The organism is Marinovum sp. E3, from assembly GCF_055755275.1.
Genome location: NZ_CM146908.1, coordinates 3,180,616 through 3,195,032 on the forward strand (window position 1 = coordinate 3,180,616; position 14,417 = coordinate 3,195,032).

15 protein-coding genes are annotated in these 14,417 nt (G+C 65.3%); 4 read left to right on the forward strand and 11 right to left on the reverse strand.

All coding sequences use genetic code 11. The features are described from left to right. Positions 1-18: 18 nt before the first annotated feature. From AC0J5K_RS15640 to AC0J5K_RS15650, 3 genes are all read right to left on the reverse strand, one after another. On the reverse strand, positions 19-396 hold the full coding sequence (locus AC0J5K_RS15640) for a hypothetical protein (protein WP_048533275.1): 378 nt from the start codon (positions 394-396) through the stop codon (positions 19-21). 10 nt (positions 397-406) lie between these two features. Continuing rightward, entirely contained in the window at positions 407-1,180 is a 774-nt protein-coding gene (locus tag AC0J5K_RS15645) for a DUF6478 family protein (RefSeq protein ID WP_274565316.1), read from the reverse strand. Between the two features lie 141 nt (positions 1,181-1,321). Then, positions 1,322-1,930 carry a hypothetical protein gene (locus AC0J5K_RS15650; protein ID WP_048533277.1) on the reverse strand — a complete coding sequence of 203 codons (609 nt, stop codon included), beginning with the start codon at positions 1,928-1,930 and terminating at the stop codon, positions 1,322-1,324. 257 nt (positions 1,931-2,187) lie between these two features. Between AC0J5K_RS15650 and accD the strand changes: the two genes are divergently transcribed. The 3 genes from accD (at position 2,188) to AC0J5K_RS15665 (ending at position 5,048) form a co-directional block, all read left to right on the forward strand. Next, complete coding sequence (gene accD / locus AC0J5K_RS15655; RefSeq protein WP_074835997.1) at positions 2,188-3,144, forward strand: acetyl-CoA carboxylase, carboxyltransferase subunit beta; 957 nt, start codon at positions 2,188-2,190, stop codon at positions 3,142-3,144. Continuing rightward, complete coding sequence (locus tag AC0J5K_RS15660; protein WP_274565315.1) at positions 3,141-4,415, forward strand: bifunctional folylpolyglutamate synthase/dihydrofolate synthase; 1,275 nt, start codon at positions 3,141-3,143, stop codon at positions 4,413-4,415. The genes accD and AC0J5K_RS15660 overlap by 4 nt, the downstream gene beginning before the upstream one ends. A gap of 312 nt (positions 4,416-4,727) precedes the next feature. Further along, positions 4,728-5,048: a LysM peptidoglycan-binding domain-containing protein gene (locus AC0J5K_RS15665; protein ID WP_274565314.1), complete on the forward strand. Its 321-nt coding sequence runs from the start codon at positions 4,728-4,730 to the stop codon at positions 5,046-5,048. 92 nt (positions 5,049-5,140) lie between these two features. On the opposite strand, the gene AC0J5K_RS15670 is transcribed toward AC0J5K_RS15665, so the two are convergent. The 3 genes from AC0J5K_RS15670 to AC0J5K_RS15680 are packed head-to-tail and all read right to left on the reverse strand — an operon-like array spanning position 5,141 to position 6,927. Then, on the reverse strand, positions 5,141-5,335 hold the full coding sequence (locus AC0J5K_RS15670; protein ID WP_074836003.1) for a Trm112 family protein: 195 nt from the start codon (positions 5,333-5,335) through the stop codon (positions 5,141-5,143). Then, on the reverse strand, positions 5,332-5,976 hold the full coding sequence (locus AC0J5K_RS15675; protein WP_048533282.1) for an LON peptidase substrate-binding domain-containing protein: 645 nt from the start codon (positions 5,974-5,976) through the stop codon (positions 5,332-5,334). The genes AC0J5K_RS15670 and AC0J5K_RS15675 overlap by 4 nt, the downstream gene beginning before the upstream one ends. Positions 5,977-6,003: 27 nt before the next feature. Continuing rightward, on the reverse strand, positions 6,004-6,927 hold the full coding sequence (locus AC0J5K_RS15680; RefSeq protein WP_048533283.1) for a thioredoxin family protein: 924 nt from the start codon (positions 6,925-6,927) through the stop codon (positions 6,004-6,006). Between the two features lie 130 nt (positions 6,928-7,057). On the opposite strand from AC0J5K_RS15680, the gene AC0J5K_RS15685 reads away from it, so the two are divergent. After that, the gene (locus tag AC0J5K_RS15685; protein ID WP_274565313.1) at positions 7,058-7,699 is read left to right on the forward strand and encodes an SGNH/GDSL hydrolase family protein; all 642 of its coding nucleotides are present in this window, start codon (positions 7,058-7,060) and stop codon (positions 7,697-7,699) included. Positions 7,700-7,765: 66 nt separating this feature from the next. Here AC0J5K_RS15685 and AC0J5K_RS15690 read toward each other — a convergent pair whose 3' ends face one another. The 5 genes from AC0J5K_RS15690 to AC0J5K_RS15710 form a co-directional block, all read right to left on the reverse strand. Continuing rightward, positions 7,766-8,554: an exodeoxyribonuclease III gene (locus tag AC0J5K_RS15690; protein ID WP_074836006.1), complete on the reverse strand. Its 789-nt coding sequence runs from the start codon at positions 8,552-8,554 to the stop codon at positions 7,766-7,768. A 180-nt stretch (positions 8,555-8,734) separates the two neighbouring features. Beyond that, on the reverse strand, positions 8,735-9,913 hold the full coding sequence (locus tag AC0J5K_RS15695; RefSeq protein WP_074836007.1) for an ABC transporter permease: 1,179 nt from the start codon (positions 9,911-9,913) through the stop codon (positions 8,735-8,737). A gap of 5 nt (positions 9,914-9,918) precedes the next feature. Continuing rightward, positions 9,919-11,676: an ABC transporter permease gene (locus AC0J5K_RS15700; RefSeq protein WP_083415995.1), complete on the reverse strand. Its 1,758-nt coding sequence runs from the start codon at positions 11,674-11,676 to the stop codon at positions 9,919-9,921. A gap of 103 nt (positions 11,677-11,779) precedes the next feature. Continuing rightward, the gene (locus tag AC0J5K_RS15705; RefSeq protein ID WP_048533287.1) at positions 11,780-12,919 is read right to left on the reverse strand and encodes an extracellular solute-binding protein; all 1,140 of its coding nucleotides are present in this window, start codon (positions 12,917-12,919) and stop codon (positions 11,780-11,782) included. A 117-nt stretch (positions 12,920-13,036) separates the two neighbouring features. After that, positions 13,037-14,140, reverse strand: a complete 1,104-nt coding sequence (locus AC0J5K_RS15710) for an ABC transporter ATP-binding protein (RefSeq protein WP_048533288.1) — start codon at positions 14,138-14,140, stop codon at positions 13,037-13,039. Positions 14,141-14,417: the final 277 nt, after the last annotated feature.

Here is a 14,417-nt window from a genome sequence, read left to right on the forward strand (position 1 = left end):
CAGGACGAAATCCCCGCCTCAGCCGGTCTCGCGGCAATGCCGGCGAAAGGCGCGCTTGAGCATGTCGAGCTCGGCCCGCAGCATGTCCACCTCGGCACGGATATCGTCGCCCAGCGCCTCGCCGGCGATGATCGAGAAGCTGTCCAGCACGCCGCCATCGCTGGCATCGGCAAAGACAAAGGTATGGCTGCCCTCGCTCAACAGCCGCGCCGGCACCGGAAAGCGCAGCGTCCAGCTGCCCGGCGCGGCGTCGCGGCGCAGCTCCACGCCCTCGACCGGCCGATCCTTGAGCAGGACCTGAATCGCCGGGTCGCCGGCCCCGGGGGCGCGGTCCTGCACCACGCCCTCCCATGTGCCCTCAAAGAACCGGGTCCTGGTCAGCGTCAGTTCCGACATGTCATCCCCCTCATATCTCTGCGCGCAGCCGGCGGCTGAAGGTCAGGTCACGCAGCACCACCTGGTTCATCTGCGGCCCCTCGAAGATCAGGTCGAGCCAGGCCTTGTCGATGCGTTTCTCGTTCAGCCGGGAATAGGCGAGGTCGAACTCCACATACCGCTCGCCGCTGTTCAGCGGCACTTCGCGCACGAGCTTTTCGGTATTGGGCCCACTTTTTACGTTCAGCCGGGCAAAGATCTCCAGCGGGCTCTCCAGCTCGACCATGCAGTCGACCCGCATCAGATGCGCCTTGGTCAGCCCCGCGACCGCCGCCGACGGCAGCGCCACCGCCAGCGAGAGATAAGAGCCGTCGAACCGGAACACATCCATCCGCAAACCAAAGGGCGCCAGGTCGGCCTCGCGGGTGTTGCGCAGCTGGCGCAGGGTCAGCTCGGAGATCGTGCAATCATGAAACAGCGTCACTTCGCCACCCAGCTGCACGCCGCTCTCGACCGCCGCGCCCCCCGCCGCCGGCAGTGGGCCGCGCCAGGCCTCGGGGCGCCAGGTCCAGTCGCTGTCATGCGGTGCGGCGATGGCATCGCTGCCGATCGCCGGCAAGGCCAGCCGGTAGTCCGCCACATGCAGAAGCTCGTCGAGCTGCCGGCGGAGCTTGCGGGCGCGGCCGCGCTGACGGCGCAATTCGGCCAGGTCGGCCTGCGGCGCGGCCAGCGCCGCATTGCGCCAGCGGCGCAGCGCGCCGCGATGGGTGATCCGATCCAGAAAGCCGCGTCTCTGCCCTGCCATTGCCCTGCCTGTTCTACTGCCCCTGCTGCACCGGTGCCGCGTGTCGTTGCCGCACGCAGTCTTACCCCGAACCCTTACAATTCCACAAACGCCCGAACCGTGCTGCCGGGTCAAGACCCATGTGCCCGCCCCGGCGCGAACTCACTCCGGCCTGTTGCCGCGGATCCCTTTGGCAATGGCCAGCAGCAGCGCCGCGCCGGCGCCGCCGGCGATCTGGCCGCCCTCCGGCCCATAGGCCGCCAGCGAGATCGCCCGCTGTTCATGCACAAAGACCGCGCGCCAGACCGGATCGCCGAGCTGCGAGGGATCGGAGGACACCCGGGGCCGCAGCCGCATCAGCGCCACGTCGTCCACCCGGTCCTCGCTGCGCACCGCACCGCTCTCGACCGCCTGGCGCAGCGCCTCGACCGCATCCGCCTCGCCCGGGGCGCGCCGCGCCGAGACCGCGACCGTCAGCACGCCGCTGGGCACGGCGCCGCCGGTCTCGGTCGCGCCGAGCGCATGACACCCGACCAGCAGCGCAAAGCCCTGCTGGCCGCGCGCCTGAAGCGATTCCGGTTCGATGCACCAGCCGCGCGGCGCGGTAAGCTGCACATCGCCCCGCGCCAGCGCCGCCCGCGATTGCGGCGCCGCCGGCTGTCGGGGCTGGGTCAGCGCCGACAAAAAGCCGCCGCCCGCCGGCCGGTCGATCAGCGCCAGTCGCGGCACCTCCTCGCCGCAGGCGGTCAGCCCGGCAAGCAGCAGCGCCATACCGGCCGCCTTTGGCACCGTGATCCCTTGTCGTCCTGGCATGCCCTCGTCCCGCCGGATCCCGGCGGGCCATCTCCGTTGAAGTGACCTGGTGCAATCTATGCCGGGCGCCGGATTTGCCGCAAGCCCCGATGCGCGACATTTCCCGGCCGGCTTTCCGGCGCCCCGCCGCGGCTCCGGTCATGATTGCATTTCACCGCCATCCCGCTTAAGTCGAGGGCAAATGGCCGTGATATGGCCCGAAGAACAGGTCGGACATGAACTGGATCACCAACTACGTGCGTCCGCGCATCAATTCGATTTTCTCGCGGCGCGAGGTGCCGGAGAACCTCTGGACCAAGTGCAGCGAATGCGGCACCATGCTGTTTCACCGCGAGATCCGGGAAAACCTGAACGTCTGCACCAGCTGCGGCCATCACATGCCGATCAGCCCGCGCGACCGGTTTCACACCCTGTTCGATGGCGGCATCTTCCGCGAGGTTGCGGTGCCCGAACCGCTGGCCGATCCGCTGCATTTCCGCGATCAGAAAAAGTATCCCGACCGCATGCGGGCGGCACAGAAGACCACCGGTGAAAAAGAGGCGATGCTGGTCGCCGAGGGCGAGATCGGCCGCACGCCGATCGTGGCCGCCGGCCAGGATTTCTCCTTCATGGGCGGGTCGATGGGCATGTATGTCGGCAATGCGATCATCGCCGCCGCCGAACGTGCCGTGGCCCGGGGCTGTCCGCTGATCCTGTTCTCGGCCGCCGGCGGCGCGCGCATGCAGGAGGGCATCCTGTCGCTGATGCAGATGCCGCGCACCACGGTGGCGGTGCAGATGCTGAAAGAGGCCAACCTGCCGTATATCGTCGTGCTGACCCATCCCACCACCGGCGGCGTGACGGCCTCTTATGCGATGCTGGGCGACGTGCAGATCGCCGAGCCCAATGCACTGATCTGCTTTGCCGGGCCGCGGGTGATCGAACAGACGATCCGCGAAAAGCTGCCCGAAGGCTTCCAGCGCGCCGAATATCTGCTCGAACACGGCATGCTCGACCGGGTGACGCGCCGCAAGGATCTGCGCGACGAGCTGATCACCATCTGCCGCATGCTGATGGGCCAACCGCCGGCGGTTCACGGTGACCTGCCCGCCCCGGCCGATGCGGTGCCGGAACCGAAGCCGGAACCGACAAAGCCGCCGAAAGCGGCGGACGAGCACGCCGCAAAGGAATGAGCGCCGAGACCTCCGACGTCATCCTGCAACGGATGATGGCGCTGCACCCCAAGGTGATCGATCTGACGCTCGACCGGGTCTGGCGCCTGCTCGAAGCGCTGGGCAATCCGCAGAACGACCTGCCGCCGGTGATCCATATCGCCGGCACCAACGGCAAGGGGTCGACCCAGGCGATGATCCGCGCCGGGCTGGAAGCCGCCGGCAAACGCGTGCACGCCTATACGTCGCCGCATCTGGCGCGGTTTCACGAACGCATCCGGCTGGCCGGCACGCTGATATCCGAACCGGCGCTGACCGATTATCTCGATGAATGTTATGCCGCCAACGGCGGCGAAAGCATCACCTACTTCGAGATCACCACCTGCGCCGCCATCCTCGCCATGGCGCGCACCCCGGCCGATTACACCCTGCTCGAGGTCGGCCTCGGCGGTCGGCTGGACGCCACCAACGTCATCGACCGCCCGGCGCTGACGGTGATCACCCCGGTCTCGATCGACCACGAACAATTCCTCGGCAACACGCTGGCAAAGATCGCCGCCGAAAAGGCTGGCATCCTCAAGCGCGGTGTGCCCTGTGTCATCGGCCCGCAACAGGAGGCAGCGCTGGAGGTGATCGAGGCCCGGGGCGCGCAGCTAGGGGCGCCTCTGCTCGCCCACGGCCAGCACTGGCATGCCCATGAGGAACGTGACGGCATGGTCTTTCAGGATGACGCCGGACTGCTCGACCTGCCGTTGCCCAATCTGCCCGGCGCGCATCAGATCGACAACGCCGGCACCGCCCTGGCCGCGCTGCGGCACCTGGGCTTTGACGAAGCCGCCTGCACGGCGGCCGTCACCCGGGCGGTCTGGCCGGCGCGGATGCAGCGTCTTACTGAAGGGCCGCTGGCCGAAATGGCGCCCCGGGCCCAGCTCTGGCTCGACGGCGGCCACAATGCGGCGGCGGGCGTGGCGCTGGCGGCGCATCTGGCCCGGCTGCCGGCGCGGCCGACGCATCTGATCTGCGGCATGCTCAACACCAAGGACGTCACCGGCTATCTGCGACCGCTGGCACAGGTCGCGCAAAGCCTCACCGCCGTGCCGATTCCGGGCGAGGCCAACACCCTGCCGGCCGAGGAAACCGTTGCCGCCGCCAAGACCGTTGGCCTGCCCGCCAAGGCCGCCGCCACGGTGGCCGAGGCGCTGACATCCGTAACGGCAACCGCGCCGGAGGCCCGGATCCTGATCTGCGGATCGCTCTATCTCGCCGGATCGGTCCTGCGCGAAAACGGCTAACACGCTGAGGATGAGTCCTTTTCGCCGGCCGCCCCAGGAAATCGCCCGACGAATCAGGAAATCATTGACTGATTCGGCCATTTTTCGCTATATTTGGGCCTAATAGCGAGCGTTCCGCCCAGATCAATACTTTCCATCGACATATGGCGGGGGCGCTCTCGGGGAACATTAAATGTTGTGGATTGTGGAGAGCTTCTCCGCCGGCCTGCCCTTGGCACGCCAGGCGGTCGATGCCGGGTACGGGTGTATCCCGCCCGTGCCGCCGCGGCCACGCGACAGCCAGCCCCGGATACCCGATGGGGGGCCTGCCGCGTGACCCGCCTCCTGCTCAGCGGCGGCATACTGTCCTGCGCCATGGCGCTGGCCTTTGCCGTCGCACCCGGGGACGGTGGCCCCAATGCGCCGCTTGTCACCGGCGCCACCACCGGCAAGGCGCTGCGGCTGCCCGGGGTGCCGGCGAGCCCCGAGGGAATGGGGTACGTGGTGCAACCAGGCGACAGCCTGGCCGGGATCGCGCTGCGCCACTACGGCACCGCCACGGCGGAGGAGATTATCTATCGCGCCAACCGCGACAAGCTGGCGTCACCGGGGGCCGTGCGGCCCGGCATGAGATTGAAGATTCCGGCAATGTGACCGGACAGGCATAACAAACAGGCAACAAAGCCAGAGCAGCACCTCAAGGGGCCCTTCGGGGCCCCTTTCCTTTGCCCTCCGGCTGCGCCCGTTCAGTCGATCTCGCGCGCCTCTTCGGTCAGCATCACCGGGATGCCATTGCGGATCGGAAAGGCCAGCCCGGCCTTGCGCGAGATCAGCTCCTGTTTCGCGGCATCATACTCCAGCCGCGACTGGGTGCGCGGGCAGACCAGCGCCTCGAGCATCCGGCGGTCAAAACCGCCTTCCTTGATCTCCTGGTCCATCATTGCATGATCTCCTCGGCTGTGCCGCCCCGCAGGGCGAATTCGATCAGGGTGACAAGCGTCTCGCGCCGGGTGGGCAGCGACGGCGCCTCGAGCAGCGCCTGCTTGTCCTCGGGGGCGAACTCCAGCAACATCGCCAGGGAATTGATCAAGAGCTCGTCCTCGGCGTCGTTCAGCGTGTCCCAGTCCGCCGCCAGCGATTGCGCGTCGAAATACCGCTCCAGCAACGACATGAAGCCGGCGCGGTCGAACCCCAGGTCCTGCTCGTCCTGCCCGAGATCGCGGGCGAAGTGGCTCCAGTCGACCTCGCAGCGGCGATAGGGGGCAAATCCCTCGATCTCGCGGACCATGCGAAAGCGGGACACCCCGCCGAGGGTGACCATGTAGCGGCCGTCCTCGGTTTCGGAAAACTGGGTCAGCCGTCCGGCGCAGCCGATGGCATGCAGCCGGCCGTCCTCGTCCCCGGGGCCGGGGTTTGGCTGGATCATCCCGATCAACCGTTGCGGCGTCTTCATGCAATCTTCGATCATCGCCAGATAGCGCGGCTCGAAGATGTGCAAGGGCAGCCGCGACCGGGGCAAGAGAAGCGCCCCGGGCAGGGGAAAGACCGGGAGTGTGTCGGGCAAGTCTGCTGCGCTGATCATGAAGGCTAACCTAGCCTGCGAATGCGATCAGGCAAATATCATCGAGCTCAGTTTTCGCCGTCCGTTGAGAACCACCGGGTCATTCGGCTTGAGCGCCTCGAAAATCGTGAACAGCTGCGCCTTGGCGGCACCGTCGTTCCATTCACGGTCCCGGCGGAAGATTTCCAGCAATTCGTCCACCGCCGCCGCGGCATCGCCGCCGGCATAATGCGCCTGCGCCAGATCGAATCGCGCCTGATGATCCTCCGGGTTGGCCTCGACCGCGGCGGACAGCTCGCCCAGCGGCCCCGCGCCGGCGGCCTGTTTCGCCAGTTCAAGCTGGGCATGGGCGGCTTCCAGCTCGGGCGCCTTGGAAATTTCGACCGGCGCGCCATTGAGCACCGCCTCGGCCTGATCGAGATCGCCCATCGCGATATGCGACCGGACCAGCCCGCCATAGGCTTTGGCATTGGCCGGCTCCTCTTCGAGGATCGCGGCAAAGGTCTGGGCCGCATCCACCGCGGCGCCCTGCTCCAGCATCTCTTCGGCGGCGGCAATGGCATCGTCGAGTCCGTTGTCGGCCGGCGTGCCGCCGGCGGCCTCGATCACCCGGTCGACAAAGGCCTGGATCTCCGATCCCGGCACCGCGCCCTGAAATCCGTCGACCGGCTGGCCCTGCCAGAAGGCATAGACCGTCGGGATCGACTGCACCCGAAGCTGGCCGGCGATCATCTGGCTCTCGTCCACATTGACCTTGGCCATCTTGACCGCACCGCCGGCCTTGGTCACCGCCTCTTCGAGCATCGGGCCCAGCGTCTTGCAGGGGCCGCACCAGGGAGCCCAGAAATCGACGATCACCGGCGTCGTCATCGAGGCATCGACGACCTCGGCCATGAAATCCGCTTCCGAGACGTCCTTGATCAGGTCGCCCGGGGCTGCGGCGGCGTTCTGCGATTGTCCGAGTTCCAGCATTGACGGCTCCTTGAGATATGCGTGTTGCGCCTGATATGGGCCTTGCCGCGCCGGCTGCAAGCCACACGGCGGTTTACCTTGACTTGCCGGCTATCTAGCATCGCGCGCGGCAAATGTGAAAGGGCAAGAGATGGCGCGCATCGTTCTCATCTTCGGCGACAGCAACACCCATGGCACCATGCCAATCCTCACCCCGGGCGAATCCCGCCGCTTCGGCCCCGACATTCGCTGGCCGCGGGTGATGGCGGCCAGGCTCGGCGCGGGCTGGGAGCTGGTGGAGGAAGGCCTGCCGGGGCGTACGACGCAGATGGGCGACCCGGTGATGGGCGCCCACATGAACGGCCAGGAGGGGCTGAAGATCGCGCTGGCCTCGCATGGGCCGGTCGACGTGCTGACGCTCATGCTGGGCACCAATGACCTCAAGCACCGGTTTCAGCCCAGCCCGGCGCGGATCACCGCAGGGCTGGCCGGGCTGCTCGACATTGCGCTGCACCGAGACATGCTGGCGCGCCATCCCGGCATGCAGGTGCTGGTGATCTGCCCGCCACCGGTCCAGGAGACCGAACCGCTCCGGGCCGATTTCCTTGGCGCTGAGATGCACGGGCCCGCGCTTGCCGCATCTTACCGGGCCGTGGCCGAGGCCCGCGGGCTGGCGTTTTTCGATGCCGGCTCGGTGATCGCAACCAGCGCGGTCGACGGCGTGCATTTCGAGCCGGAGGCGCATCAAACGCTTGGCGCGGCGCTGGCCGAGGTGGTCCGCGCCATGGGGTAGCGCGCCCGCCCCAGACCTGATCCGGGGCCTCCCCGGCCAAGGGCGGGGCGAGGTTCCGGCGCGTGGTCAGAGATCGAAGCTGGCGAAGACCGGCGCATGGTCCGATGGCTGCTGCCAGCCGCGCACCGGCCGCAGGATGCGGCTGGAATGGCCGGCGCTGGCGATATCGGGCGTGGCCCAGACGTGATCGAGCCTGCGGCCCTTGTCGGCGTTGTCCCAGTCGGGCGAACGATAGGACCACCAGCTGTAGAGATTGCCTTGGGGAATGTCCTTGCGGGTGATGTCGACCCAGCCGCCGGCATCCTGGGTCTCGCCCAGATGCTCGACCTCGATCGGCGTATGCGACACCACTTTCAGAAGCTTCTTGTGGTCCCAGACGTCATCCTCACGCGGGGCGATGTTGAGATCGCCCACCAGAATTGCCTTTTCCGGGGGCTCGGCGCGGAACCAGTCGCGCATCTCGGTCAGATAGTCGAGTTTCTGGCCGAATTTCTCGTTGATCTCGCGGTCGGGCTTGTCGCCGCCGGCGGGGACATAGAAGTTGTGGATGGTAACGCCGTTTTCCAGCCTGGCCGCCACATGGCGGGCGTGGCCCAGGGCGGCGAAATCCTTGTCTCCCACATCCTCGATCGGCAGTTTCGACAGGATGGCGACGCCGTTATAGCCCTTCTGGCCGCGCGCCACGACATGGCGGTAGCCCAGCGCCTGGAACTGCGCCACGGGGATCTTCTCGACCGGGCTCTTGCATTCCTGAAGGCAGAGCACATCCGGCGCCTCTTCGGTCAGGAGCCGCTCCACCAGCCCCGCCCGCAGGCGGACGGAATTGATGTTCCAGGTGGCGAGGGAAAATGACATGAGGCGGCTCCGAGACGTGAAAGGCTGGCGGAGAATGACCGGTCACGCCACGGGTTGCAAGAGCCAGAGTCGGTGGCTGCCCGGCCCTCTCCCGGGCGGGACAGGTCCGCCGCTCCGCAGGCTGGGTTTCCAACCCGCCGCTTGCGCCAAGGCGGGTCAAGAACCCGCCCCGCGCCCTTCTTACGACGGCGACATGCCCCGAAGCCGCTCGGACCGGCGCCGCAGGATTTCCACCGTCGACAGCAACCCGATGGAGATCGCCACGAGGATCGTCGCGGCCGCCAGGATGGTCGGCGAGATCTGCTCGCGCAGTCCGGTGAACATCTGCCACGGCAGGGTCTGCCACTCAGCCGAGCCGAGGAAGATCACCACCACCACCTCGTCGAAGGAGGTGATGAAGGCAAACAGCCCGCCCGAGATCACGCCAGGCAGGATCAGCGGCATCTGCACCCGGAAAAACGTGGTCACCGGATCGGCCCCCATGTTGGCCGCCGCCCGGGTCAGCGAATTGTCGAAGCTGACCAACGTGGCGGTCACGGTGATGATGACGAAGGGAATGCCCAGCACGGCGTGGGCCAGCACGATGCCCCAATAGGTGCCCTGGATGCCGATCGAGGAATAGAAGAAATACATGCCGGTGGCCGAGATGATCAGCGGCACGATCATCGGCGAGATCAGGATCGCCATGATCGTCCGTTTGCCCGGCACGTGGCTCTGGCTCAGCCCGATTGCCGCCAGGGTGCCCAGGGAAACCGAGATCAGCGTCGCCACCGGTGCGATCTTGACCGAGTTCCACACCGCGCCGGTCCATTCCGAGTTGGTCAGGAAATCGCGGTAGTGTTTCAGCGAATAACCCTCTGGGTCCAACCGCAGCATTTCGGGCGTGAAGGTAAAGAAATCCTCGGCGTTGAAGCTCAGCGGCATGACCACGATGATCGGCGTGATCAGAAAGATGAAGATCGCGCCGCAGATAACCCGAAAGGCATAATGCCAGAGCACCTGCCCCGCGGTGAGATAGGGCACCAGCTTGGCACGGTAGCGGCCTTCGGCGATCCAGAACAGGAACCAGCCGACGAACCAGCCAAACAGTAGCCCCATGATGGCCGCCGAAACCCCGCCCATCAGGAACCCGCCAAGGCCGAAGCCGGCAATCAGGATCCATTTCGCCGGTTTTTCCTGCCGCCACATCTGGGTGAAGACAAAGGCCACCCCGGCCAGAAGCGCCGCGCCGACGATCAGGCCGATCAGCCCGGCGTCGTTGGCGATGCCCACCAGCAGGCCCATAAAGCCGCCGACGCCGGCCATGACGGGCCCGACAAAGGAAAACGGCTTGGGCTCGATCGGTGTCAGTGCTGCCATGTCGCTTACCCCAGCTTCACGTTGTCAATGCCGACAATCTTGTCATAGGCCCAGTAGAGGACCAGGACGACCACAAAGAGGATCGTGCCCAGCGCCGCCGCAAGGCCCCAGTTGAGCGAGGACGAGATGTGATAGGCAATTCGGTTCGAGATGAAGACACCCTTGGTGCCGCCGACGATTTCGGGCGTGATGTAATAGCCGATCGACAGGATGAAGACGAGGATCGACCCGGCGCCGATGCCCGGCACCGATTGCGGGAAATATACCCGCCAGAAGGCTGTCCAGTTGGTCGCGCCCAGTGATTTGGCGGCGCGTAGATAAGACGGCTGAATGGTCTGCATCACCGAATACATCGGCAGGATCATGAACGGCAGCAGAATGTGGGTCATCGCCACGATAGTGCCGAACTGGTTGTTGATCATCACCAGCCGCGATCCGTCGCCGACCAGTCCGAGCCAGACCAGCACGTCGTTGATCACCCCCTGCTGTTGCAGCATCACCTTCCAGGCCGAGGTCCGCACCAGAAGCGAGGTCCAGAACGGCAGCAGCACCAGGATCATCAGCAGGTTGGCGGTGCGCGTCGGCAGGTTGGCCAGGATCCAGGCCACCGGATAGCCCAGCAGGATGCAGGAGCCGGTAATCACCAGCGACATGAAGATCGTGCGCTGGAACAGGGTGATGTAGATCCGTTCGTTTTCGGGCCGGGCCTCGAAGCCGTCGGGCGTCTTTTGCAGGTCGACTGAATTCAGGAAATAGCCGTCCGTGTATTTCGGGCTGTAGACTTGGAAGGTCTCCCAGCGGTTAATGTCGCCCCAGTCCTCGTCGATGTCGAGGAAGGCGGCGGTGAAATCGGCTTCCGGCAGAATCTCGAGGTTGGCGGCAGCCTCTTGCAGGAGTTCGGCCTGCGGGCCGTCATAGGCCGCGATCCTGTCGGCCGCGCCGGGGCTCTGAAGGTCGAGCGCCAGGGCGGCATAGACCGCTTCCCAGGGGTCTTCGGCGGCCACCACATCCTCGTCTTCGAATACGGTGAACACCGCCCATGCAGTATAGGCGCGGGTGGTTTTCGGCAGCAGCGCCGCGATCTCTTCGGAGGGGGCAAAGCCGATGTCGCCCCGCAGGTTCGAAGAGGTCAGCTTGTTGAAACGGTCGATCTGGTTGGTGACGACGCCGTCAGAGGTCTGGCCTTGGCCCGACATCAGCTCGAACCAGACGGCGCCCTCTTTCCAGGCTTCGTTGAGGTCTTCGAGCGGGTCTTGGTAAGCCTCGCCAATGTCGTCGAGCCGCCGGCCGGATTGCCGGAACAGCGACGAGACGCCGGTGCTTTCATAGTTCAACCGGGTGCCGAGCTTGGTGTGTTCCTTGGCCTCGGCGGCGAGGAACAGATCGAAAAACAGGTCCTGAAACACCGCTTCCGGCGGCAGCTCGCCCTGAGTGGCATCCCAGCTTTCCAGCCGGTCGGTGGTCAGTGGCAGGGTGTTGGCAACGATCTCGTTTTCGACCGAGCGGAACAGCATCGAGGCGATCGGCGCGATGAAAGTGACCAGAACGAAGATCAAAAGCGGCGCGATCAGCATCATGGCGCGCGCCTTCTGCAACCGCAGCGCCCGGTTCAGCGAGGATTTCAGCGATCGGCCGTCCGCCGTCACCAACCGCCCGCTGGCGTCGCGATGATCCTCGGCATTCAGCGCCTTGGCTTCGTGCAACGCGTCTTCCGGCGTCGGCGCATCCATGGTCTGGGGACCGGTGCTCTTGAGATCGCTCATCTGTCTTTCCCTCTGCCGCGAGCCCAGCCTGTGGCGGTCGCGCGTTTCTGTCGGGGTGGAAGGGCCGGATCCGGCCCTTCCGCTTGGTGTTCAGACGGGGCGCTTATTGCGCCAGCCACGCCTGGAATTTGGCGTCGATGTCGTCGCGGTAATCCGCCCACCATTCGTAGTTGTAGAGGAAGGTATTGGTGGCGTTCGCCGGATCGGTCGGCATGTGCGGACCCATCTCGATGCCCAGTTCGGCGTGCTGGCCGACCAGCGGCGCCGAGCTTTCACGCGCCGGGCCATAAGAGATGTACTTGGCCTGATCCGCCAGACGCTGGGTGTCGGTGGCGAACTTGACGAAGTGCTTGACGCGGTTCAGGCGGTCTTCGGGCAGACCCTCGGGGATGATCCAGCCGTCGAGGTCAAAGACCTGCGCGTCCCACATCATCGCAACCGGCTGATCCTGCTCTTCGATCACCGAGAACAGACGGCCGTTGTAGGTCGAGCCCATGAAGACCTCGCCATCGGCGAGAAGCTGAGGCGTGTCGGCACCGGCGGACCACCAGACAACCTGATCCTTGATGGTGTCGAGCTTGGCCAGCGCCTGTTCCTGGCCTTCGTCGGTTTCCAGAACGTCGTAGACGTCTTCTTTGGCCACGCCGTCACAGAGCAGCGCCCATTCCATGTTGTTGATCGGGCGTTTCTCGAGCGACCGCTTGCCCGGATAGGTTTCCAAGTCGAAGACCGAGCAGATGTCGGAGGGCGGTTCGACACCATCCGGCACCAGGTCGGTGCGATAACCGAAGGTGGTCGAATAGACGATCTGCGGAATGAAGCAATCCGACACCAGCAGATCGCCGAAATCGTCCTCGGCCGAGGTGCCGTCAGGCGCGGCGGCCAGGTCTTCGTCCGGGTCGATTTCCATCGCCAGGCCTTCGTCGCAGAGACGGATGGCGTCCGAGGCCACCACGTCGACGAGATCCCAGGTCACGTTGCCCGCTTCGTTCATGGCGCGCAGCTTGGCCACGGCCTCGGCCGAGCTTTCGTCCCAGGCCACGGAGACCTCGGGGAACATTTCCATGTAGGGTTCGGCGTAGGCCTTGGTTTGCGAGGCCTGATAGGCGCCGCCCCAGCTGACCAGCGTCATGTCGTTGGCGCAGTCCTCACAGGCTTCCATCTCGCTGTGCGAGGCGGCGAAACTGATGCCGCCGACAGCCGTCAGAACGGAAGTGGCCAGAAGTAATTTGGTACGTTTCATTTATAGCTCCCTGATTCACCCGTTGCTGTACTGTGCGGGCCGGTACGCGACGGGTGACGCCAAGCCGGACCGCATCCCTGAAGCGCAGCGCCGTTGCCGGTCTGCGCGATGTATTCGTCAGGCGGCGTCGAGCGCGCGGCAATCCTCGGGCAACCAGCCGATCTCGACCTGCTCGCCGGGTTTGAGCCGCACCTGGCCGGGCGCATTGCGCGTCTTGACGATGAAATCGTTGTTGCCCGCCACCCGCAGCCGCGTGCGGAAGATGTCGCCCATGTAGATGAACTCGAGCACCTCGGCCTTGAGCGTATGGGCATCGTCGCTCAACCGCGCGGGGTTGAACTCCACCCGCTCCGGCCGGATCGAGACCCGGGTGCGTTGCCCGATCTCGCTGACGTTGATCGGCTTGCAGTCGATCAGCCCGCCATCGTCGAGCTGCACCAGCGCCAGGCCGCCCTTGATTTCCTTGATCGTGCCTTCCAGCGTGTTGTTCTCGCCGATAAACTGGGCCACGAAGCTGTTTTCCGGCTCTTCATAAAGCTGATCCGGCGGCGCCAGCTGCTGGATGCGGCCGTCGTCGAACACCGCGACCCGGTCCGACATGGTCAGCGCCTCGGTCTGGTCGTGGGTGACATAGACCGTGGTGATCCCCAGCCGGTGCGCCAGATCGGTGATCTCGAACTGCATCTTTTCACGCAGCTGCTTGTCGAGCGCGCCCAGCGGTTCGTCCATCAGCACCAGTTCGGGCTCGAACACCAGCGCGCGGGCCAGAGCGACCCGCTGCTGCTGCCCGCCGGACAATTGCGCCGGACGGCGGCCACCGAAATCGCCCATCTCGACCATGTCGAGCGCGCGTTTGACCTTTTCCTCGCGCTTGGCCTTGCCGATCTTGCGCACCTCGAGCGGAAAGGCGAGGTTCTCGGCGATCGTCATATGCGGAAACAGCGCGTAGTTCTGAAACACCATGCCGATGCCGCGCTTGTGCGGCGGAATGTTGTTGATCGAGGTGCCATCGAGGCGGATGTCGCCATGGGTGGCGGTCTCGAACCCGGCCAGCATCATCAGGCAGGTGGTCTTGCCGGAGCCCGACGGCCCGAGCATGGTCAGAAACTCGCCTTTCGGCATCGAGAGGTTGAGATCTTTGACGACGAGCGTTTCGCCATCATAGCTTTTCTGCACCCGTTCGAATTCGACGAATGCGCCGTTCGCTGAAGCGTCTGCCAAAATTGGCTCCCTGTTATTTTGCAAGGGTTGATCCCTTTGTAACAGAGTAAAACGCGCAATCCCCCCGACTGCAACTGAGTTGCGACACTTTAGGGGACGTTCCCGCCATCGCGGGACAATTGACTGAATATCAGGCACGTATAAGGCAAAGCGAACTCGAATTTGCACAGTTCGGGGAATTTTTCCTGCACTGTCAGGATTTCACTGGACATTAGTCCGCTCAATCTTGTGGCATACGCTTCGGAATCCGGCACGGAACCGGCTCGACTCACACAGG

Excerpts from the sequence above, each read along its gene's own strand:
- AC0J5K_RS15640 (WP_048533275.1), bottom strand. The coding sequence starts at position 396 with ATGTCGGAACTGACGCTGACCAGGACCCGGTTCTTTGAGGGCACATGG.
- AC0J5K_RS15645 (WP_274565316.1), bottom strand. The coding sequence starts at position 1,180 with ATGGCAGGGCAGAGACGCGGCTTTCTGGATCGGATCACCCATCGCGGC.
- AC0J5K_RS15650 (WP_048533277.1), bottom strand. The coding sequence starts at position 1,930 with ATGGCGCTGCTGCTTGCCGGGCTGACCGCCTGCGGCGAGGAGGTGCCG.
- accD (WP_074835997.1), top strand. The coding sequence starts at position 2,188 with ATGAACTGGATCACCAACTACGTGCGTCCGCGCATCAATTCGATTTTC.
- AC0J5K_RS15660 (WP_274565315.1), top strand. The coding sequence starts at position 3,141 with ATGAGCGCCGAGACCTCCGACGTCATCCTGCAACGGATGATGGCGCTG.
- AC0J5K_RS15670 (WP_074836003.1), bottom strand. The coding sequence starts at position 5,335 with ATGATGGACCAGGAGATCAAGGAAGGCGGTTTTGACCGCCGGATGCTC.
- AC0J5K_RS15675 (WP_048533282.1), bottom strand. The coding sequence starts at position 5,976 with ATGATCAGCGCAGCAGACTTGCCCGACACACTCCCGGTCTTTCCCCTG.
- AC0J5K_RS15680 (WP_048533283.1), bottom strand. The coding sequence starts at position 6,927 with ATGCTGGAACTCGGACAATCGCAGAACGCCGCCGCAGCCCCGGGCGAC.
- AC0J5K_RS15685 (WP_274565313.1), top strand. The coding sequence starts at position 7,058 with ATGGCGCGCATCGTTCTCATCTTCGGCGACAGCAACACCCATGGCACC.
- AC0J5K_RS15690 (WP_074836006.1), bottom strand. The coding sequence starts at position 8,554 with ATGTCATTTTCCCTCGCCACCTGGAACATCAATTCCGTCCGCCTGCGG.
- AC0J5K_RS15695 (WP_074836007.1), bottom strand. The coding sequence starts at position 9,913 with ATGGCAGCACTGACACCGATCGAGCCCAAGCCGTTTTCCTTTGTCGGG.
- AC0J5K_RS15700 (WP_083415995.1), bottom strand. The coding sequence starts at position 11,676 with ATGAGCGATCTCAAGAGCACCGGTCCCCAGACCATGGATGCGCCGACG.
- AC0J5K_RS15705 (WP_048533287.1), bottom strand. The coding sequence starts at position 12,919 with ATGAAACGTACCAAATTACTTCTGGCCACTTCCGTTCTGACGGCTGTC.